A 21,634-nucleotide genomic window follows, 5' to 3' on the forward strand; every position below is an offset into this window, starting at 1 on the left:
TAGGTTGTCTCTTAAGCTGACCACTAACTTGTATATATGTCTCCTATCATAATACCAATAACTCTAATGTGTTGTATTGGTCTCATGAATTTGAGCTTAGTTAGCAATCAAATATAAGCAAGTTTCGATAATAATGAATCAACAGACGCTCCATGTAAATGGTCATCAAAATATCCGGAATTTTCTGGAGTTTGGGTGGGACGGAATTTCATTTGAAGGGAACCTTTGAAAGCAGAATTGAGCAGTTAGAAAATTCCCGGGATGCTTTGGGTGCGCGGAAGCGGGTAGCATGACAAAGGGAGGTTTTTTACTGCACAGAGATGCTTCGCCCGCCATAATGCAAAGGCGCTGTTAGGGGCTGTTTTTTTCTTGTGTCAATATTGATTTAATAGCTTTTTTGTGTTCACGGTCATAACTTCCATTGTCTGCTTGGTTGTCATAAATTACAATGTCAAAATCCTTAATGGTGTCGCCCGTTATTTTATAAAAACTTGTCCAAATTTGACCCGACATAACATAGTTGTCTATAAGATTGTATTGTGGTAAATAATTCGGGTTTTTGATTTCTTCAAAACCTTTAATTTTTTTGAATTTGTCCTGAACGGTATCAGCCAAATACAAATAATAAGTCCAGTTACTTCTTACGTCTGAATAGTTTTGCACTAAAATGTCTTTTACTTTGTCATTGTTGAAATCCTCAAAACGAACTTCTTGAACTCTGCTGAAAATTGAGTCCGAAAAAATTGGCAAATATTTTCCGTTTGTCAATTTGCTGATAGTGAACAAAGTGTTTGGAATTTTTTCGTCTTCATTCCTTGGGTCAAAAGCCATCAGGCTTATTTTGTAGACTTTGTTTGGATACACTGTGTCACAAACAATTTCTGTCGATTCAAATTTAGTTTCCGTTATACTGTCTATTTTAGTTAATGCTATGCTGTCGGTTGGGGACTTGCCGTCTTTTCGTTGTCCATTGTTACACGATATTGTTAATCCTAATATTGTCAATATGAAAAATGTCAGTTTTGTCATTCTGCGGTAGTATTAAATTGCTATCTGTTTCGATGCCATCTTAAAATAGCTACTAACTTGTATATATGTCTCCTACCATCATACCAATAACCGTATTACGTTGAATTGATCCATGAAATGGCATCTAAGGTAGCAATCAAATATAAACAAGTTTCAATAAAAATGAATCAACAGACTAGAAATGTAAATGACCATCAAAATATCCGGAATTTTATGGAGTTTGGGTGGGACGGAATTTCGTTCGAAGGGGAAGCTCTGAAAGCAGAAGTGAGAAGTCAGAAAATTCCCGGGATGGCTGGATTAGAAAGCACTTCACTGCCTACTACCACAAATATATATTAAAAGCTCCACAGGTTATGGCAAGCGCCAACAAAAAGTTTACACCGCTGAAAAAATGCGCTTGCAAATGCACGAACCCCAGCATATTGCAAGGGTGCTGTTATCGGCTGGTGTTCTGTCGTTAGTTCAGTTCTCCGTTTTTCCAATAGTCGTCTGCGACGTCGAGTTTTGTTAATACGTCCTTACAAACTTTTTTATAAATGTCGCCTAAACCAAACAAATTCTTTTTGTCGTAACGAAACCAGTCGTCCGTTGAACTGTCTGGTGTTTTCATATTTGCTTGTATTCTTTTTCTTGTATTAAAGTCGTGAGCTGTTAATTTGTTAGGTTCAATTGGTCTGTCCAGAGAGGTTTTATAACCTGTCGAGTTGCAATTTGCAATTTCAATTACAAATCCTCCACCGTGTCTGTCAAACTGAAAAGTCAAAAGGTTTATGCGGTCTGTTGTCAGTCGTCTAAAGTGCGGAAATGAACCCTTGAAATTTAATTGTCGTAATGCTGGAACAACAATTTCGTTCAGGTTTTTAATCATTTTGTCTTTGTCCGAATTATTCATATTTTCTTTCTGTTTTTGTAAGTCGTATGGTTGTTTCGTCGTCGATACACTTGCCGCTAAACTTGTATATATGCAATCAAATATAAGCAAGTTTCGATAATAGTTTATCAACAGCCGATAAATGTAATGACCCCAAAATACCCGGAATTTTATGAAATTTGCGTGGGACGGAATTTCGGTTGAAGGGGAAGCTTTAAAAGCAGAAGCGAGAACCTAGAAAATTTCCGGGATGCTTTGGCTGCGGGGAAGCTGGTGTGATCGCTAAAATCTTCAACTGAAAACTTAAACCCGGTTGTAGGAATATCCTGTTAGCGGTTGTTTTTATCTCATCCAACCTTCTACAATATAGTTTTTTACCGCAACTTTATAAGATTTTCCTGTGTTGGGTTCGTACCAAAGTTCAATTCTTGCTCCATATTTGTCACCCCAAGAACCTTCGTAAATTGTAAATTCGCCAGAATGTAAACCTCTGTTTAAACTGTCAACAATTATTTTAGAGCGGTCGGTCATTCTTTCTTCAGATAATCTATCATTGGAAGTTATTTCATAGGCTTTGATAAAAAATATCCCTAATTCTTTTGGTTGATAGTTTGTGTAATAATTATAAATTCCAGGTTGTGAAATTTCTGCTAATTTAAAATCATTTTCTTTTAAGTCACTTATGGTTATTTCTCGATTTAAGGGTTTGTCGAATCTAATATTTTCAGGAATTTTTTTATTAGCACCATAATAATCAGGTGGTGAAAAAGTGAAATAAACAGAAACGGAAAAGAACAAAAAACCTGAAATCAAAAATTGAGGTATTAACAGAAACCATTTTTTGAGATAAATTTGAACAATGCCCGAAACTATATTTCCAAGAATATTTAAGTAGAAGAAAATTAGCGCTATATCAATTACATCATCATTTTTAAATAATGTTCCTAAAACGTAGATTAAGTAGGGAATAATATATGCGATTATAGGAATCCACCAAATTATAAAATATCTCTTTAATTCTTTCATTTCGGTGACGGCTTGTTTTAAAATTACAGATAACTTGTATATATGTCTCATATAATCATTCCAACACAACCGTATTATGTTGTATTGGTCTCATGAGTGTGATCTTCGTTGGCAATCAAATATAAGCAAGTTCCGATAATAATGAAATAACTGACGATCAATGTAAATGACCCCAAAATATCCGGAATTTTATTGAGTTTGGGTGGGAGGCGATTTCGTTTGATGGGGAAGCTTTGAAAGCAGAAGTGAGAATTTAGAAAATTCCCGGGATGCTTTGGCTGCGCGCAACATTTAGCGAAAATCTTTATGATGTAAACTTCAACCCCGCTAATATAAATACCGTGTTGTGGGCAGTTTTCTATTATTAATTATTGTCGGTTATAATGTGGTAATTATTTTAAGTTCTTTTATTATTTCGTTTTTAAAAATATGTTTTTCAATCTTTCCTTCGATTTTTAAATCAGAATAGTTTTACCGTCCTCATTTTCGTTGTTTTGGTAAACTTTTTTAATAATTTGATCTGTCTCTTTTTTGTTTGGAAGCCACAACCATAAACCAATTATACCTGTAAACATAATCATCAGGAGATTGTCTTTATTTTTCTTTTGAGTGATTGGTATGTATTTTCGTTCGTATTTTATTACAATAAATGTAAATATCATTTTGAAAAATCCTAAAATAATCGCGCCTGCTAAAATTAAAAATATCCACAGGGAAATTATGCCCGAATCTGTTATTTTGTATTTCACTATTAACACAAAACTTCCTACTATTGTCAAGAGATATATCAGTTGAAATATAGTCAAAATGATTAATGAAATCCTAAATTTATTTATATCGGATTTTAATTTACTCGTATTTATTTTTACTTCATTCAAATCCTTATTCTTTTATAATATTTTTTATCTTAAAATTGCCCACAACTTGTATATATGTCTCATATCATAAAACCAATAACCGCATTATGTTGTATTGGTTTCCTGAATGTGATATTAGTTGGCAATCAAATATAAGCAAGTTTTGATAACAATGAATCAACAGACGATCAATGTAAATGACCAGCAAAATATCCGGAATTTTATGGAGTTCGGGTGGGACGGAATTTCGTTTGAAGGGGAAGCTTTGAAAGCAGAAGTGAGCAGTTAGAAAATTCCCGGGATGGTTTGGCTGCGATGAAGCAGGATTTGAGCGCCAAAGGTGCGGGTATTGCCGAAGGCCGGAAAAAAATACGAAAACTTTCTACTTGCTAAGAACTTTATTAACTGCTAAAATCTTCGAACAAACTTTACACGGTTGTAGAAATGCCGTGTTATAATCTGTTCTTTTTATTTTCGTAGTTACTATTTTTTTTCAACAAGTAAATAATTCCAGCAATAACTCCTAAAATTCCACCGATATAACTTCCAGTATTCATAAAAGCTGCTTCAAGATAATTTTGCGGATTTTGAGTTCCAAAATCAATGAAAACTCCACTATTTTCGTAATCAATTAAATATTTTGCAATCAAATATGCAATAAAACTTCCAAGAAATGCACAGCCAATATTTATTAAAATTGCATTAATGATATCTTTAAAATTATTTTCGGTTCTCATAAAGAGAAAAACTATTATGTAAATTATTCCGAGAATTAATCCAACCCAGTACGAACCAATTATTCCTACAATTGATGCTTCAAGTCTGTTATTTTTTAAATTCCATTCATGGGTGCCAAAATTTCCGAAAAGAAAATTTGTGAAGAATTCTGAAGAAACTGAATAAGATATTTGATTATGAATCGCTCCGAATAAACTTGCAATTATTACTGAATAAAAAATTATTTTAAATATTTGACTTCCTTTGGTTTCGGACTTTTTCATAGAATATTGCATGACTTGTATATATGTCTCTTATGAATGTGATCTTAGTTGGCAATCAAATATATGCAAGTTTCGATAAAAATGAATCAACAGACGATCAATGCAAATGACCACCAAAATATCCGGAATTTTATGAAATTGGAAGGAACCTAATCTTGATTGAAGAGGAGCTTTGGAAGGGATTCCAAGACTGAAAAGATATAAAATGAAAGAACCACCGATTATCCGGTGGTTTTTTTATTTCCTGAATTTTTTCTTCTTTTTCCAAGGTGCGTTTTTCTGAACATCACCCGCCATTATACATCCGAAAGGCAACACTTCGTCAATGATTTCACAAAGACCATATTCTTCAATTTGGGCTCTTACATTCTTTGCGCTTTTATAGGCGCTCGGAAGTTCCGAGATATCAACGTCGTTGGTGAAAAACCGGATGTCCAGACCTTTTGTTTCTTCTTCGAAGATTTCTTCAGTCGTTTTATGGGCCAGAGATTTCTTGTGCTGGGTTCTGCTGAAATTCCTTCCTGCGCCGTGCGGCGCAAAGCCAAGATTTCTGTCGTTGGTTTTCCCCTGAACAATTAACACTGGTTCTGCCATATTCAGTGGGATGAGTCGCGGACCAGTAACATCCGGCATAAATTTGTCATCAAGCGGTGTTGCACCTTTCGCGTGATAGAATAAATCTCCGTCTCTGAATACAAAATTATGCTCATTCCAATAACGATCCAGTTTTTCAATTTTCAGTTTTTCCAGTGTCGCGCTGTGGATGGATTCATGATTTTCCTTGGTCCATTTTCTGATGAGCTGCAAGGCATCCCAATATGACCGCCCTTCTTCAGTTTCAAAAGGAATCCATGCATTTTCCTTTAATGTATCAGGAGATAACTCTTCCCGAAAGCGGTTTGCTACTTTCATCCCCTTATCATACAACATCGCTCCCGGAGCGCGTGATCCGTGGTGGGTAACCATGATCGTATTTCCGGTATTTTTTGAAATACCGACGAAAAGAAAATGGTTCCCGTCTCCCTGTGTTCCCATGTGCGAACGTGCGATGCTGATTAAACGCTCATCATTCAGAAAGAAATTTCCCCTGAAGGCATCCATCAGTTCAGCCGACATGGGCATTTGTGAACCCCGGTCTCTACCGCCGTACCCGAAATGAGTGATGGAGTGGGCAGCATCTAAAACTTCTTTGGGATCTTTTTTCCCAAAATCGGTCAGCATTACCGAACAACAGATATCTGCACTGTGAAATCCAGGATGAATAGCATTTTTCGCAACCACGACACCGCCTACCGGAATGTTTCCTTCCGGACCTGTTGGGCAAGCATCGGGCATGATTGCACCCGCCATCAGCGTTGGTGTTTTCATTAATACTTTCATCGTCCTGATGACTTTTTCAACATTGTCAGTTTCATTTTCATTTTCCGCTTTGATGTTCACAATAAAATCAACCGGATCGGCATGCAGCGGTTTTGGATCAGGGGATTTAAACTGCTCCAGATATTCCGTCATCGCAGCGTGGTCAAGTTTGTTTTCATTGATGTGAACCAGTGCCTCGGTAAACCATTTTTTTGGTTTGAACCCTAAATCGATTAATTCGTTTCCTGTTATTTTCATAATGTTTAATTTGATGATACAAAGAAAAAAGTCATGTACGCAACCATTTTGCGCAGTTGAAATTATTTCCTACATTTATAAAAATTAATAACAATGATATTATCACAACTTAAAACCTCGCCGGAAACCTTACAGTTTAAAGAGGTGATTTCTTATATAGACCATCATTATATTTTTACACCATCCAAATTCACAAACGGTGGGGTTGTAAATGAAAGCGGTCAAAACAATGGCTCATGCAAGATTTTTAGCTTTGGCAAAATTCATCATCTTTCAGAATCGGAATTGCTGCATCTATTCGGAGAGATTTACAGGGGAGATGTTTTAAACAATCCAAACGGCCATGATCATCAGAATATCAGAAATTTCATAAAGTTTGGCTGGGACGGTATTTTATTTGAGTCTGAAGCGCTGAAAAAGAAAGAAAATGTCATCGAATAAGAACGCATTAATCCGATACAAAACTTTAGACCGGTGTCTTAAAAACAAATTCAGAAACTATACGCTCGAAGATTTAATAGACGAATGTTCTGAAGCTTTGTTTGAATTTGAAGGAAAAGAATCTTTTGTAAGCAAACGTACTGTGCAGTTAGACCTTCAGAACATGCGCAGCGAAAAATTCGGTTACGAAGCTCCGATTGAAGTGTATGACAGGAAATATTACCGTTACAGTGATCCAGAATACAGTATCCATCAGATTCAGGTAAACGAAAGGGACTTGAAAGCGATGAATAATGCGATTCAAATACTCAAACAATTTAAGGATTTTTCGATGTTTACAGAGATGAACGGTGTCATTCAAAAACTTGAAGATTCTGTAAAGTCAGTACAGGAAAAATCGATTATTCATTTGGACAAAAATGAACGGTTGAAGGGTCTGGAGCATATTGATGTGCTTTATCAGGCAGTGGTGAGTAAAAAGGTTTTAAGGATCCTGTATAAAAGTTTCAACGCCAGAGATGCCAGTTATATGACTGTTCACCCACAGTTGCTAAAGGAATACAATAATCGCTGGTTTTTAATCTGTTGGCACAAAAACAAACTGTATAACCTGGCGTTGGACCGGATGGAAGAAATCCAAACACAAGAGGGAACCCCGTACATTGAAAAAGATTTTGATGCTGACCGATATTTCGGTGAAGTGATTGGAGTTACGGTATCGGAGACGCAACGGCCCCAAAATGTTGTTTTCAGGATCGAAAGCCGCAATGCGCCTTATGTGATCACAAAACCTTTCCACCGCACTCAGGAAATTTTAGAAGAAGATGATTGTGGCGTCACTTTCCGGATTAGAGTGCAGCTTAATTTTGAATTGGAGCGTTTGATTTTAGGTATGGGTGAATCAATCACCATTCTTAAACCCAGTAAGTTAAAGGAAAGGATTGAAAAAAATCTGCAGTTGGCTTTGAACAATTACAAAATTGTTTGATGGTGTGAAGTCACAGAATCCTTAAATTTCTAAATCGGTTTCCTCCCGTTTTTGGCTTAATGCCTGAAGCTCCCTTGGAGAATTCCCGATGGAAACGACCGCCAAAATATCCGGAATGAAGTTTGCGTGGGACGGTATTTAGTTCGAAGGTCAAGCTTTTTGGGACGTGAATTCTAAGACTGAAAAGATATCAATAAAAAAACCACCGGATGAACGGTGGTTTTTTTATACAAAGTCGTAAATTCCGTTTTTCCAGCCTAAAATTTTGGAGGAATCGGCACCCAGCCAGTTTTTCAGAACTGTTGCGTACACTTTCCGGAAATCTTCGGTGTAGATTAAATCTCCGTCATTGAGCTTTTCCAGATCGGGCAACTGGTTCAGCATTCCTTTCTTTTTCAATCCACCGGAAACGAAAAACATCTGATTAGCGGTACCGTGGTCGGTTCCTCTGCTGGCATTCTGGGAAACGCGCCGACCGAATTCGGAGAACGTCATGATTAAAACATCCTCAAATCTTCGCTGGGATTTTAAATCTTTTACAAAGGCTTTCACGGCTTCATTGATTTCGGAAAAAAGCTGGGACTGTTTTTGATTCTGATTCACATGGGTATCGAAACTTCCGACGGAAAGATAATACACTTTCGTATTGATATCAGAATTAATGAGCGACGCAATGTTCTTGAAATCCTTTCCTAAAGCCGAATCGGGATAAAGTGCGGTGGTTGCTTTCGCCTTGCTTTTTTCAAAGATATATTGGGCGTTATTGATGGTAGCACCCATTGTCTGGTAAAGATATTCTACCGTTTCATCGTCGTGATGATGAGTGTCGTAAAGCGCTTTGAAATATTTTTCCTGCGAGGTCTGATATAATCTTCTTGGATCCTTGAAGGCAAAGGCTTTTTTCTCTTTTCCTTTCAGCGCCAAACTCAACATGTCGTCAATTTCGAGTGCCTGTGTCGGATGGTCGCAACGGTAACAGGCTTCATCAAGGTATCTACCGACCCAACCTGTTTCTAAAAATTCGTCACTTTTGCTGGCGGAATGCCAAATATCCATACTTCGGAAATGCGATTTGTCCGGATTTGGATAGCCTACATTATTCAAAACGGCAAGCTCGCCACCATCAAAAAGCTCTTTAAAATAACTGAGACTGGGATTGATTCCTGCTTCATCACTGAGACGCAGGGAATCTTTGATGGCAATGGTGGCTCTTTCCCGGAAATAAATATCGTTTTTCGTGGGGATAATGGTGTTTAAACCGTCATTTCCGCCGCTGAACTGGAGAACGACCAGTATCCTGTTTTCCTTATCCAAAACATCGGGCAAAGTCATCGCCTGCAGAAAATTGGGAATCATGAGTGAAGCCGCAGCCAAAGAAGATACTTTGAGAAAATCTCGTCTTTTGATTAACATATTTCGGATATTAGAGGTTGGTTATGTAAATATTCATTAACAAAGCTGAAATTCGGGGGTTGACATGAGGTTGATTATTTTCTGTTTTACCGAGTTATGGGAAAACTGTTCCGAAGTTTTTTCAGAAAGGGAGTTGCTTTTCTGAAGTAAGATATCGATGGGCTCTTTATCTTTAAAAACCTCCTCCACCGCAGGCCAGTCAATTGAAATATTGGGGTTTTTAAAATTTTTATAATAATTCTGCGTATTTTTCATCCCCATTTCTACATCATCGTCACTTTTGGGTTTAAATTCTAAGGGTCTTAAACCCGACCAAATCTGGGGAATCTGCAATCTTAACATTAAGGTGGAACTGTCGATCCAGGCTTTCCCGGAAGGCCAGCCCGCAACATTGGGCGGATAAAGCAGCATTTGTCCCAGCAATTTCTGATAGACAATTAAATTTTCGGGTTTTTCAATCTGCATGGGAAGAATGCGCATGATTCCTGCCATGAGTTCGATGGGTGATTTTATTTTTACTCCAATATTTTCCGGGCTGTAAAACCATTTTGCGGTGAATATTTCAGTCATCAGACCTTTAAGATCATACTTTGATGCATAGAACCGATCGCTTAAATGCTCAATAATATTGGCATCCGGTTTTTCGTTGACAAAAAATTGATAAATTTTGGTAACAATAAATCGGGCACATGCTTTTTGATCAAGAATAATGTTTAAAACATCGTTTCCATCAAAATTTCCTGTTTTGCCCAAGAACGTTTTTGTGCCAAAATCATGTTGTTTCGGTCTTTCGAAAAAACTTCCGTCGGGAAGAAAACTCCAGCCGGTAAAGGCACGCGCACCTTCCTGAATATCTTTTTCAGTATAATTACCGCGACCCAAAGTAAAAAGTTCCATGACTTCACGGGCAAAATTTTCGTTGGGATGGCCTTTTTTATTCTGCTGATTATTGAGAAACTGCAGCATGGCGGGAGTTTGGGAAACTGCCCGGAGCAAATCGCCAAAATTCCCGAGGGCTTTTTCGCGGATGGTATTTAAAAGCTGAAGATTGAACCTGGAGTTTACAATTCGGGTTGCAAAATGACCATGCCAGAAAAAGGCCATTTTTTCCCTCAGCTGGTCTTCGGAATATACCATCTGATCAAAAAAGGCGAGGTTAATTTCCTGATTGTTTTTTCGGTTTTTCTGAAGTAAGGTTTTTTTGGCTTCTTCATCGAGTTTTGCGACTTTTTGATAATCTACATTTTCGGGTCCGTCTTTTAATTCAAGAGGTTTGAAGGGATAATCTGCAGCTAAATTCTTCCAGATTTCGGTGAGGGGCCGGCCGGCTAAATTTTTTATCTGAGAAAGATTTGACCCAAAACCGGCGCGTAAAAGCAGATGTTTGTTTTTTTGAAGTTGGGAAACACTCATGCTATCAATTTGAGGGTTTGATGATAAGTTTTAAAAGAGGTTAAAATGGGAAAAGCAGATAAGGAAAATTTCCTGTCGGATGAGGTGAGGAGATAAATCCAGTGGCTTTTTATAAAATAGTTTGAAATGCCACATAAATTATCCATAATCCTCAATTGTTTTTTTATTTTTGTTCAAAACTAATTCATGAAGAAAATTACACTCTGTCTTATATTTACTTTGACTCATATTATTATGTTTTCACAGGAAAAATTAACTCCTCAAAATGATTACCTGTTTTATGAGAATAAAGGACAGATTGTAGATCAGGACGGCAAACAAAATGCTGAAGTAAAATACCTCTATCATTCGGCAGGGTTAAATGTTCAGCTTCGTAAAAATGGTTTTTCATATGACCTGTACGAAGTAAAAAAAATACAAAATCCAAAAAATAAAACCGTTCCGGAAACCAATATTCCTGAAGGGAAAATTTATCATTTTGATGATTTTCTTTACGAAAAAATGCTACACCGGGTTGATATAGAATTGATGGGCTCAAATACTGATCCTGTAATAATTCCGGAAGGAAAAACCGCTGAGTATGATAATTATTATAATTTAGAAAGCACACAGAAAGGTGTTACCAATGTACATCGTTTTAAAAGCTTGCTTTATAAAAATATTTACCCGAAAATTGATCTTAAATTTTTTAAACCTAAGGATAGCCTTAAACCTATAGAGTACAATTTTATTATACACCCGGGAGGAAAGATTTCAGATATTAAAATGAAAATCAACGGGGCCAGGGCACAAATAGCAAATGGTAAACTTACCATGAAGGTGCGGTTTGGAGATTTGGAAGAAAACATTCCGAACAGTTGGCTTTTAAATAATGATGGCCGCACTGAAAATATTGAAGTATCTTTTCAGGATTTAGGCGACCAGATATTCGGCTTTAAGACTCCTATGGAGGTATCGGACCAAATAGTAATTATTGACCCCGTTCCAACAAGAATATGGGGGAGTTATGCGGGGGGATATGGAGAGGATTATGGCCGCATAAAAACTGATTCTCAGAACAAAGGCTATCTTTACGGTAGCACAACAAGCGTTACCAATTTTGCTTCCTCAGGAACATATCAGCAGAATTTAGCCGGAAATAGTGATGCTTTTCTTATGAAAATCAGTAAAGACGGGCAAAAAATTTGGGGAACTTATTTTGGAACACCACAAAATGATGCATTTGGAGATATTGATTTTGATGAAAATTTCAATATTTATGCTGGGGGTGAAATTTACAGAGTGGGTAGTAATATTGATGTGGTTTTGGCGAAATTTAACACTAATGGAGGTCTGATTTTCCGGAGAGATTATATTGGAAATTCCCCCGACTATTTATACACAGTCTCCTATAATCAGAATAAAATCTATATAGGCGGGCAAACTTTTAGTCCTAATTTTCCGACTAATAATGCTGTACAGCAGAATAAGCTAAGTCCGAATGGATCGACGGATGGGTTTCTTGCAAGTGTTGATGCATCAGGAACTACATTGTGGTCCACTTATTTTGGTGCAACAGATTATTCAACATCAATTTTTAATATCTTCTCTTCCACGGGTGATTTAGAGATAATTGGTGCAACAAGATCTCAACTTATACCAATGATTAATCCTTTTCAGGCAACTAATTCGGGGGTAACTGATGGTTTGTATTTGAAATTTTCAAATTCGGGAGTGTTATTGCGGTCAAGCTATTTCGGAAATTCCATTCAGGATGTTGTTCGAGAAGCAAGAATTGTAAATGGGAACTTGATTTTGGCAGGAGAATTTCCTGATCTTAACGCACCTACTTACACAGTACCGGGAATATGGAGAATAAACCTCAACAACAATATCATAACAAAAGTTGGATTGCCATTTCAGTATCAAGTTCAGCTAACAGCATATATCGATAGTGCAGGAAATGTGTTTTTCAGTGGTCTCACACATCACATTAATCAAACCGATATAGCGACGCCAGGTGCTTATATGGAGCAAACTGGTCCCACACTTAAAACCTTTATGATAAAATACAACGCCAACAACATTAAACAATGGGGTACATTTTATGGAGGAAACGGGGGTACTCAATTAGGAGAGGTAACAAAAGATGATGAAGACTTTATTTACTTAACCGGCATGTCCAGCAATAATACCACTGGAATTGCCACACCCGGAACTTTTCAGCAAACTGGGGGACATCCTTCCAATGACATTTTTATTGCAAAATTCAAAGACTGCACCTCTTCTGCAATAATAACTTCCAATTCTCCGGTCTGCGTAAATTCTTTAATACAGTTACATGCGAGTGGTGGAACAACCTATAACTGGACCGGGCCAAACGGCTTCACTTCAATCAGTCAAAATCCAACGATCCCCAATGCTACAATTGCCAATTCCGGGATATATACCTGTGAAATTACCGGCTCGGGAGCTTGTGACGGTAGTTTTACCGTTAACGTAATGGTGGGAGACACGGTATCACCAATACCAAATGTTGCCAATTTACCGGATATCACAGGGGATTGCCAGACGGCAATTACTCTATTTCCCACTGCTTCCGATAACTGTTCGGGAACCATTACCGCTACAACTTCAGATCCGTTATCTTACTCCTCAGCGGGGAGTTATGTTATTCATTGGAGTTATGATGATGGTAACGGGAATACGGTAACCCAAAATCAGAATGTGATTATAACCGCTGTTCCACCGCCAGTCACCCAAAATGCCATTCAGACTTTCTGTGCCGCCAATTTTCCCAAGATCTCTGATATTCAAATCACCGGACAAAATATTAAGTGGTATGATGCTGGTGGAAATCTGTTAAATTCAACCACATTGCTGGTGAACGGACAGACTTACTATGCGACTCAAACCATTAACAACTGTGAAAGCATAAAAATTCCGCTTTTAATCCAGATTACCACTACAGCCCCTCCTGTTGCTGTTGCCACCCAGGATTTCTGTATTTCATCTAACCCCACTTTAGCGGATATAACTGTAACAGGAAATTCATTACAGTATTACGATTTGGCCGGCAATGTATTGCCATTAACAACGCCTCTTGTGAACAGTGAAACGTACTATATCTCCCAATCTGTGGCTGGCTGTGTTTCTGCTAAAACTCCGGTGTTAGTATCACTGTCACTTAATAACATTCCTGCGGCTAATTACACTCATCATTTGTGTAACAACAGTTTTGCTAGTGATGCGACAATAAATTTGCATCAGTTTGAGCAAAACCTCATCACTAATTCTAATAATTATATTTTTGAGTATTCAGATGGAGCAGGGAATATTATCAATAATCCTGCAGCATATCTTATTACCAGCGGCCAAAATACGATTAAAGTTAAGGTTAGTAATAACGAAGGCTGCTATAAAATAGTGGATCTGATAATCATACTTTATCTGAAACCGTTTATAGAAATTCCTGCCACGGTAAGGTTCTGTAAAGGCCAAAATTTGACACTGAACGCAGGTTCTGGATATTTTAAGTATTTATGGAGCACGGGAGAGACTACACCTTCTATCAGTATTTCGCTACCTGGCATTTACACTGTTGAGGTGACAACTGCAGAAGGGTGCAAAAGTACGGCAAGCATTACAGCGTCTTATTACGATTTTGGTGAAATTAGTGCTGTTACGATCAATAATAGTTCAGCAACAGTTACAATAACACCCGCGGGTAATTATGAATATTCACTGGACAATTCCATCTGGCAAAATTCTAATGTTTTCGAAAATTTACTTAATCAGGAGTATACAGTGTATGTCAGGACACCAAATGGATGTTTCGTAGACCAACAGAATTTCACAATTTTCAGCATACTGAATACGATTACTCCTAATGCCGACGGTTACAATGATAATTGGTATATTAAAGGAATAGAAAATTATCCGGGATCGAAGATAACAGTGGTTAACAGACAAGGTCAAACTGTTTTCTCTAAAACCATACAAACCGAAAAGTTTATTTGGGATGGCAAAATGAACGAAAACCCATTGCCTACCGGAAGCTATTGGTATGTCATTGAAATTTCCGACAAAAGAATCTTTACTGGTTGGCTGCTAATTAAAAACGTAAATTAACAGTTTTTAAACTCTTGGCTTAATTCTTGAAACTCACTTCTAAAAATAAATATTATGAATCCAGTATTATTAAGAAGAGTCCTGATGTGGGTGGCACCAATAGCCATCGGTTACGTAATGAAAAAATACGAAGAAAAGCGGGCCCGCAAACAGCAGGAGAAAGCAATGGCCAAAAACACGGCACTTTAAAAAATTATCCAACGCAGCAATGCAGTTGGATTTTTTTTTGACCGGTTCGTCCGTTAAAATTTAAATGGATATCCATTAAAATATACTTTTCTTCCTAAATTTGATGAGGCAACTGCTAAATATTTCGACATGGACCATCCTTTGGAAATACGGATCAAAAAAATTCAGAAGAACCTTCAGGTTCTCCAAACAGGTATTTTTGACGGCAAGACGTGTGATGAACTGATGAAATTGCTCGGGCTTCCGCTATCAGGAATCACTATTGAAGAAAAGAAAAAAAACATCCAGAAAAAACTAGGTTTTGCGGGAAAAGCGGTTGACGGAATCTTTGGCGTTGCAACCCTTACAAGAATTGAGTCTTTCCTCGACCTAAAACTTCCGGACCTTCCAAAAGGCGCTTCGCTGATCATCTCCCGGAAATCTGCGGAAATGATCCTGGAATTTGAGATCGGTTCGCACGCAAGATATCTGTCGCTTTACCAACATCCCATCTGGCCGGAAGGAGAAAGCGGCATTACCATAGGAATCGGCTATGATCTGGGCTATGCCACGCAGGCGAAATTTAAAAAAGACTGGGAATCTCTTTTATCACCTGCTGTTTATAACAGACTTAAAACCGTGGTTGGGCTTAAAGCCGCCCATGCAAAAAAGGCTTTGTCCACGGTAAAAAACCTCACCATACCGCTGGAAGCCGCTTTGGAAATATTCTACACCAGATCTTTGTCTGAATATGCCGCGCTGACTGCGAAAACTTATCCAGGAATCGCGCTTCTGCCGCCCGATGCACAGGGTGCGCTGCTCTCGTTGGTGTATAACAGAGGTTCAGGACTGGAAGGAGACAGCCGTGTTGAGATGAAAAATATTCGGAAATGGATCTTTTCAAAAAATCTTCAAAAAATCTCAGAAGAAATACGGAATATGAAGAGGTTATGGCCCAGGTCCAAAGGTCTGCGGCTGCGCAGGGATCGCGAAGCCGACCTGGTGAAAAATGCAACGTACTTTTTGCAGCCAAATGACTACATCTTCGTTTAACATTCAAAATTTAAAAGGATGAATGGGCAACAGTTAGCGGATATCATCAATTATATTTCAGATCCGAAAATAAAAACGGATACCAATACCGCTCTCCTTTTGGAAAGGCTCCACCTGTTGAAAAAGGAGAACAGGACCTTCTCGGATGTGTTTACCGAGGAAAATGGTGAAAAACAGCAGTACATACAGTTGGTGCAGGAAGGCGGTGGTACCTTGGGAATTTCCCTTGTGGGTTTCTGTTTCGTTCTGGAATATATCGGAATCCGGTTTACGAAACTTGCCGGAACTAGCGCAGGAGCCGTCAATACGTTGCTGATGGCGGCCTTGGGGAAAAACAAAAAAGAAGCGGTAACGCCGGAACTTTTCCGGATCATCAGGAATATGGATCTTTTTTCTTTTGTCGACGGAAATCCACTGGCAAAAAGAATCATTAAGAGCATCATTTCAAAAGACGGCTGGTTTAAAACGGTCCTGCTGGTTTATGCACTGCTTCTGTGTTTGCTTACGCTGATCTTTCCGGTTGTTTCTGCCTTTGCAGTCATTGGTAAAACGGTATATCTTATCTTGCTTTCTGTTTTTTTGCTGCTTACCGGGATGATTGTTTTCCTGCTTTTAAAATTTAAGAAAGCCCGTTTTGGCATCAATCCCGGAAATGTATTCCTCCGGTTTCTCGAAAAAATCCTGGCTTCGAAACACATTACGAACAAATTGGAACTGGACCGCATTGCAAAATTCTATATTGATGAAAACGGCCTTGTGGAAGGCAATACGAACTATCATTTCCAGCTTAGTGCCGCCGGAAAACAGGAAAATGACCGGATCATGCAGCAGATGAATGAGCAGTATCACAAAAACATTTATTACGAAAACACCCTCAAAGGTCTGGAAGCCGATTACACATTTATAACAGTAGATATTGCTTCTGAAAGAAAAATAGAACTTCCCGCACACGCCGGTCTTTACTGGAAAAATGCCAGTCTCAATGTCAACCCATCGGTTTTTGTGCGTGCGTCAATGGCCATCCCGCTTTTTTTTGAACCGGTCATGGTTAATATTGACCGGACCGACAAGAATATCATTAAAAACTGGGGAAATATTTTTGTGAGCAGAGACGATATTCCGGATAAAGGAATTTTTATAGACGGCGGTTCCATTTCCAATTTTCCCATCAGTATCTTTCATAACAGCAGTATGATCATTCCGAGGCTGCCGGTTTTCGGTGTGAGAATGAAAGAAACGAAAACCAACACGAAACCTGAGATCAAATCTTTCTGGGATTATGCAGGGAAAATTCTCAACACCATGAAAAGCAATTTCGACAAGGACTTTCTGTCGAAAAACAACTTTTACGAAAAATACAGCATTGCCGATATTCCGACTTTCGAAACGAAAGCCAACTGGCTCGATTTCAATATGGATGAGGAGACTAAAAAGGCACTCTTTTTAAAAGGAGTTGAATCCGCCTTAGATTTCCTGGAAAAATTTGACTGGCTGGAATACAAAAAGGGCAGGGCAAAAGTCTATTTTGAAAGTAATTTTTCATAGATAAAGTTAGGGTGATGAATTATTCTCAAAGACTGTAAATCGTTCCGGACAAAATGGTCAGAACCTGCGCCGGAATTCTGACAAAATCACCAATTCTGAGACAAATTACCTGGGAAAACTTAAATGCCTGTTTAATTTTTAACTTACTGTAAATGAGTGAATTGTAGAGCTTTATTCGTGTTTTGCTTGATTTTTCCGGTTATTTGGCATAATTTTTTCTTTTCTGAAATCGTTAAAACATTAAAATTAAAAATTATGAAAATGATGAAATCAGCCATTTTAGTGGCAGGGATTGTTGGAGCTTCTTTTATGAATGCTCAGGATTCAGACATGAACAATATGCTGAAAGTAGGAATTAATGCAGGTGTAGCAGTACCGTCTGAGAATGCTTCGGCAAATCTTGGTTTGGATGTTTCTTATCAGCATCTGGTAACACCAGGTTTTGGTTTGGGTCTTGCGACAGGTTACAATCAGTTTTTCGGGAAAGACAATACCATCAATGGGACTTCTGTTGAAAACAATGGTTTCGGAGTAGTACCAGTTGCTGCTTTAATCAGAGTGTATCCTAAACAGTTCGGATTTTATGCAGGTGCAGATTTGGGTTACGGATTTATTGTTGGAGACGACAAGGTAACCAATAACGCTGTTTACAATGCCGACATGCCTACCGGAGGTTTTTATTTAAGACCTGAAATCGGTTACCACAACAAAGACTGGAACTTCTATGCACATTATACCAAAGTGTTTACAGGAAGCAATGGAGAATTTGCAGGACAGAATTTCAATGCAGGTACCATAGGCGTAGGGGTAGGTTACAACATTCCTTTAGGAAGCGGGCCAATTACAGCACCAGCACAATAAGAAAAAATCATTTTAGCTTTAAAACCTTTTCAATTCGAAAAGGTTTTTTTTATTTCCTAAGTTGTCAAAACAATTATTATCTTTGATATTAAAGTCAAAACTATGAATTCGGAATCAGGATACCGTCTTTACTTACCAGGTATAGGAAGTGAACGGAATAAAAATATAGCAATTGTCGCTGCAGATGTGCGCGAAGATCATACCGTTTTTGGATATTTTAAATCTGCAAACGGCACAGTGGATTTGGTGGAAGAGTGTACTTATTCCACCAAAAGTTTTTCCTCTTTTTCTGAAATGGCAGGGAAATTTATTCAGGAATACCGCCTGAATGATATTGAAAGGCTTGCAGTTGCGGTTCCCGGACCGGTGATTAACGCCAAAAGCGCACCTGCCCGTCTGCCGTGGGACTTGAATGCGGAGGAAATAAAAAACACACTTCAGCTGAAAAAAGTCCATCTTCTGAATGATCTTGAAGGTTTTGCCTACGGCTTGGCCTGTATTTCTGATGAGGCACTTATTCCCATTTATAAAAGTGAAAACCAGCCGAAAGGAAACGTGGCAATTCTGGCTCCCGGAAACGGATTGGGCGAATCAGGACTGTTTTATGACGGCGAATATCTGAGGCCTTTTGCCAGCGAGGGCGGCCACTCTGAATTCTCCCCAAGAACCAACACCGAAGTAGAATTTTATCAGTTTCTGAACAACCTGTATGGGATTGTGAGCTGGGAAAGTGTCCTGTCAAAAAAAGGGCTCTTCAATATTTACCGCTTTCTGAGGGATGTCAAAAGGCATCCCGAACCGGAATGGCTTGGCGCAAGACTTTCGGGCGGCGATTTTATGACGGAGCTTTTTAAAGCTGCCGTTGAAGACGACGTGCAGATCTGTAAAATATCCATGAATACTTTTCTGGAGTTTCTGGCGCGTGAAGCCAACAATTTGGCATTAAAACTTAAAGCAACGGGCGGCCTTCTCATCACCGGAGAAATTCCGATGGCGTTAAAAGATTATATGGATAAGGACAAATTTTATCAGAAATTTAAAATCAGTGATAAAATGGAAAATCTTTTAAAGGAAATTCCTCTTTACCTGGCTGTAGACGAAAAGGCGGGGCTCAAAGGAGTCGCTATTTATGCAGCCTACTGCGAACTGTAAAATAACTCCGGTAACTCCGGAGTTTTTAGTACCCTACCTTGAGAAAATTCATTTTATTATCATAGATCAATTCAGCAGGAGGCAAAAATCAGATATCTTTGTGCCAATCAAATAAAAAAACATGAAAAAATTAGCATTATTTGCCGTTTTAATCGGTGGTTTAGCCTTTGGTCAAACCAAGAAAATTGTAGCATCCGACGTGCAGTGGTGGGGATATAAAGTCGCCAAAACCGAAGCGTCTTCACACAGCGGAAACGTCAAAGTGAAATCCGGAACCATGGTGATGAAAGGTCAGGAACTGGTAGGAGGTAATTTCGTTCTGGATATGAACTCCATAAATGCCACAGATCTTTCCGGTGAGTACCAGACCAAACTCAACAATCACCTCAAGAACGGAGATTTTTTCGAAACCGATAAATTTCCTTTGGCTTCTTTTAAAATCACTTCGGTGAAGAAAAATGCCAATAAAATTTACAACCGTCTCATCACCGGTAATTTAACGGTAAAGGGTAAAACCAATACCATCACTTTTCCTGCAAAAATTGCATACAGTAAGGGTGTTGTAAGCCTGGTTTCCGACAAATTTTCTTTCGACAGACAGAAATTTGATGTAGCCTACCAATCAGCCATGCAGGATGTTTTGGTAAAAGACGAAGTGGATATGCTTGTGAAGGTTACCGCCAAATAATTTCAAATAAATTTTCGAAATCATCCATTATTCTGTGTTTTTTGTTATTTTTGTTAAAATATAAATAAAAAGGAATGAAAAAAATATTGTTATTGGCAATGATGGTGATGAGTGTTACTTTCATTTTCGGGCAGAAGAGAAAGAGTAATACCAAAGTTTCAAAAGTGATCACGTCAGACATCAGATGGTGGGGTTACAAGCTCGTTAAAACAGATGCCACTACCCATTCAGGTTATGTAAAACTCAAAAGCGGTAAATTTAATTTTGAAAAAGGAGAGTTGGTTGACGGTGAATTTGTGATTGATATGAGGAGTCTTACAGACACCGATTTAACAGGAGAGGATCAGGCGACATTGACCAATGATCTGAAAAGCATCAATTTTTTTGAAGTGAAAAAATACCCTGTTGCCAAATTCCACTTAACGAAAATAATTCCGCTGAAAGATGAGGTTTACAACTACACAGTGATCGGGAATTTAACACTGAAAGGAGTTAGAAAAACGATTTCTTTCCCGGCAAAAGTTAAAGTTGATAATTATTCTGTAAGTATCGAATCGGATAAGTTTTCCATCAACAGGCAGGATTACGGCGTATTTTACCGTTCGTCCTTGAGGGATGTGATCATCAAGGATGATATGGATATTCAGATAAAAGTGGCGACAAAGTAATGGATTCTTAAATAATAAAGAAGAGCAGTTTTTCTGCTCTTTTTTTATGTAAAAACGAAAGAAAAAATACAGACTAAATCATGAAACTGTATGTAATCAGTGGCTTGGGTGCCGATTTCAGCGTATTGAAAAAAATAAAATTTCCGGAACATCTTGAAATCGTTCCTATTGAATGGCTTATTCCGGAAAGGAATGAACATTTCAGAGATTATGTTGCCCGAATGGCCGAGAAAATTGATGATTCTGAACCTTTCTGTCTTCTCGGATATTCCTTTGGCGGAATTATGGTTCAGGAGATCGATAAACTCAAACCGGCGGAGAAAATTGTTATTTTAGGAAGCATTAAGTCTGACAAAGAAAAATCAAGGTTCATGAAAGTGGGGGAGGTTACCAAAATCCCAAAATACCTGCCGGAAAATATATTCAACGAAAAATCTGCGCTTGTGTATGCATTTTTACGGAAACTTTTCGATCCTAAAAACCCCAAAATTTGGGAATATTTTACCGTCCGCAATCCTTACTACCTGAAATGGTGCATTGAAAAGATTTCTGCCTGGAAGTTTGAAGCAAATCCGAAGGTCATACAAATTTCTGCCGAGAACGATATTGTTTTTCCGCTGAAGTATTCAAAACCTGATTACGTCATTAAAAACGGCACCCATCTCTTTCCTGCTACAAAACACCGTGAAGTTTCGGAGATTTTAAAGCAAATTTTCACGTAAATTTGTAA

The 21,634-nt window shown here is 38.2% G+C and carries 22 protein-coding genes; 14 read left to right on the forward strand and 8 right to left on the reverse strand.

The window, feature by feature from the left end; all coding sequences use genetic code 11:
• Window positions 1–133: 133 nt before the first annotated feature.
• A complete protein-coding gene (locus tag FUA25_RS13465) occupies window positions 134–229 on the forward strand; it encodes a HopJ type III effector protein (RefSeq protein ID WP_147756194.1) in 96 nt (31 codons plus the stop codon).
• A 122-nt stretch (window positions 230–351) separates the two neighbouring features.
• On the opposite strand, the gene FUA25_RS07065 is transcribed toward FUA25_RS13465, so the two are convergent.
• Window positions 352–1,029: an XAC2610-related protein gene (locus FUA25_RS07065; RefSeq protein ID WP_147756195.1), complete on the reverse strand. Its 678-nt coding sequence runs from the start codon at window positions 1,027–1,029 to the stop codon at window positions 352–354.
• Window positions 1,030–1,191: 162 nt separating this feature from the next.
• Between FUA25_RS07065 and FUA25_RS07070 the strand changes: the two genes are divergently transcribed.
• Window positions 1,192–1,371 carry a HopJ type III effector protein gene (locus FUA25_RS07070; RefSeq protein ID WP_228411668.1) on the forward strand — a complete coding sequence of 60 codons (180 nt, stop codon included), beginning with the start codon at window positions 1,192–1,194 and terminating at the stop codon, window positions 1,369–1,371.
• A 118-nt stretch (window positions 1,372–1,489) separates the two neighbouring features.
• Here FUA25_RS07070 and FUA25_RS07075 read toward each other — a convergent pair whose 3' ends face one another.
• The 3 genes from FUA25_RS07075 to FUA25_RS07090 form a co-directional block, all read right to left on the reverse strand.
• Window positions 1,490–1,924: a DUF4304 domain-containing protein gene (locus tag FUA25_RS07075; protein ID WP_147756196.1), complete on the reverse strand. Its 435-nt coding sequence runs from the start codon at window positions 1,922–1,924 to the stop codon at window positions 1,490–1,492.
• A 321-nt stretch (window positions 1,925–2,245) separates the two neighbouring features.
• Entirely contained in the window at window positions 2,246–2,929 is a 684-nt protein-coding gene (locus tag FUA25_RS07080; RefSeq protein WP_147756197.1) for a hypothetical protein, read from the reverse strand.
• Window positions 2,930–3,384: 455 nt separating this feature from the next.
• Complete coding sequence (locus FUA25_RS07090) at window positions 3,385–3,678, reverse strand: hypothetical protein (RefSeq protein ID WP_147756198.1); 294 nt, start codon at window positions 3,676–3,678, stop codon at window positions 3,385–3,387.
• Window positions 3,679–3,958: 280 nt separating this feature from the next.
• Between FUA25_RS07090 and FUA25_RS07095 the strand changes: the two genes are divergently transcribed.
• Window positions 3,959–4,075: a HopJ type III effector protein gene (locus FUA25_RS07095; protein WP_228411669.1), complete on the forward strand. Its 117-nt coding sequence runs from the start codon at window positions 3,959–3,961 to the stop codon at window positions 4,073–4,075.
• A gap of 163 nt (window positions 4,076–4,238) precedes the next feature.
• Here FUA25_RS07095 and FUA25_RS07100 read toward each other — a convergent pair whose 3' ends face one another.
• Window positions 4,239–4,787, reverse strand: a complete 549-nt coding sequence (locus FUA25_RS07100) for a hypothetical protein (protein ID WP_147756199.1) — start codon at window positions 4,785–4,787, stop codon at window positions 4,239–4,241.
• Between the two features lie 237 nt (window positions 4,788–5,024).
• Window positions 5,025–6,404 (reverse strand): RtcB family protein, encoded by a 1,380-nt coding sequence (locus FUA25_RS07105; RefSeq protein WP_147756200.1) that lies wholly within the window; start codon window positions 6,402–6,404, stop codon window positions 5,025–5,027.
• A 93-nt stretch (window positions 6,405–6,497) separates the two neighbouring features.
• On the opposite strand from FUA25_RS07105, the gene FUA25_RS07110 reads away from it, so the two are divergent.
• Together FUA25_RS07110 and FUA25_RS07115 are read left to right on the forward strand one after the other, a co-directional pair.
• Complete coding sequence (locus tag FUA25_RS07110; protein ID WP_147756201.1) at window positions 6,498–6,845, forward strand: HopJ type III effector protein; 348 nt, start codon at window positions 6,498–6,500, stop codon at window positions 6,843–6,845.
• Window positions 6,832–7,833, forward strand: coding sequence for a helix-turn-helix transcriptional regulator (locus FUA25_RS07115; protein WP_147756202.1), 1,002 nt, complete (start codon window positions 6,832–6,834; stop codon window positions 7,831–7,833). The genes FUA25_RS07110 and FUA25_RS07115 overlap by 14 nt, the downstream gene beginning before the upstream one ends.
• A 225-nt stretch (window positions 7,834–8,058) precedes the next feature.
• On the opposite strand, the gene FUA25_RS07120 is transcribed toward FUA25_RS07115, so the two are convergent.
• Together FUA25_RS07120 and FUA25_RS07125 are read right to left on the reverse strand one after the other, a co-directional pair.
• The gene (locus FUA25_RS07120) at window positions 8,059–9,246 is read right to left on the reverse strand and encodes a DUF1501 domain-containing protein (protein ID WP_147756203.1); all 1,188 of its coding nucleotides are present in this window, start codon (window positions 9,244–9,246) and stop codon (window positions 8,059–8,061) included.
• Window positions 9,247–9,282: 36 nt separating this feature from the next.
• Window positions 9,283–10,659: a DUF1800 family protein gene (locus FUA25_RS07125; protein WP_147756204.1), complete on the reverse strand. Its 1,377-nt coding sequence runs from the start codon at window positions 10,657–10,659 to the stop codon at window positions 9,283–9,285.
• A gap of 186 nt (window positions 10,660–10,845) precedes the next feature.
• Between FUA25_RS07125 and FUA25_RS07130 the strand changes: the two genes are divergently transcribed.
• The 9 genes from FUA25_RS07130 to FUA25_RS07165 all read left to right on the forward strand — a co-directional run bounded on the left by FUA25_RS07130 (window position 10,846) and on the right by FUA25_RS07165 (window position 21,626).
• Window positions 10,846–14,769: a T9SS type B sorting domain-containing protein gene (locus FUA25_RS07130; RefSeq protein WP_147756205.1), complete on the forward strand. Its 3,924-nt coding sequence runs from the start codon at window positions 10,846–10,848 to the stop codon at window positions 14,767–14,769.
• Window positions 14,770–14,823: 54 nt separating this feature from the next.
• Window positions 14,824–14,958 (forward strand): hypothetical protein, encoded by a 135-nt coding sequence (locus FUA25_RS13390; protein WP_262712205.1) that lies wholly within the window; start codon window positions 14,824–14,826, stop codon window positions 14,956–14,958.
• A 129-nt stretch (window positions 14,959–15,087) separates the two neighbouring features.
• Complete coding sequence (locus FUA25_RS07135; RefSeq protein ID WP_147756206.1) at window positions 15,088–15,990, forward strand: hypothetical protein; 903 nt, start codon at window positions 15,088–15,090, stop codon at window positions 15,988–15,990.
• Window positions 15,991–16,008: 18 nt separating this feature from the next.
• Window positions 16,009–17,535, forward strand: a complete 1,527-nt coding sequence (locus FUA25_RS07140) for a patatin-like phospholipase family protein (RefSeq protein WP_147756207.1) — start codon at window positions 16,009–16,011, stop codon at window positions 17,533–17,535.
• A 255-nt stretch (window positions 17,536–17,790) separates the two neighbouring features.
• Complete coding sequence (locus FUA25_RS07145; protein WP_147756208.1) at window positions 17,791–18,396, forward strand: hypothetical protein; 606 nt, start codon at window positions 17,791–17,793, stop codon at window positions 18,394–18,396.
• Window positions 18,397–18,498: 102 nt separating this feature from the next.
• A complete protein-coding gene (locus FUA25_RS07150; protein ID WP_147756209.1) occupies window positions 18,499–19,548 on the forward strand; it encodes a glucokinase in 1,050 nt (349 codons plus the stop codon).
• 121 nt (window positions 19,549–19,669) lie between these two features.
• Window positions 19,670–20,236, forward strand: coding sequence for a YceI family protein (locus tag FUA25_RS07155; protein ID WP_147756210.1), 567 nt, complete (start codon window positions 19,670–19,672; stop codon window positions 20,234–20,236).
• 74 nt (window positions 20,237–20,310) lie between these two features.
• Window positions 20,311–20,904: a YceI family protein gene (locus FUA25_RS07160; protein WP_147756211.1), complete on the forward strand. Its 594-nt coding sequence runs from the start codon at window positions 20,311–20,313 to the stop codon at window positions 20,902–20,904.
• An 80-nt stretch (window positions 20,905–20,984) separates the two neighbouring features.
• Window positions 20,985–21,626 (forward strand): alpha/beta hydrolase, encoded by a 642-nt coding sequence (locus FUA25_RS07165; protein WP_147756212.1) that lies wholly within the window; start codon window positions 20,985–20,987, stop codon window positions 21,624–21,626.
• Window positions 21,627–21,634: the final 8 nt, after the last annotated feature.

It is taken from the genome of Chryseobacterium sp., assembly GCF_008014695.1.
Classification (GTDB): domain Bacteria; phylum Bacteroidota; class Bacteroidia; order Flavobacteriales; family Weeksellaceae; genus Kaistella.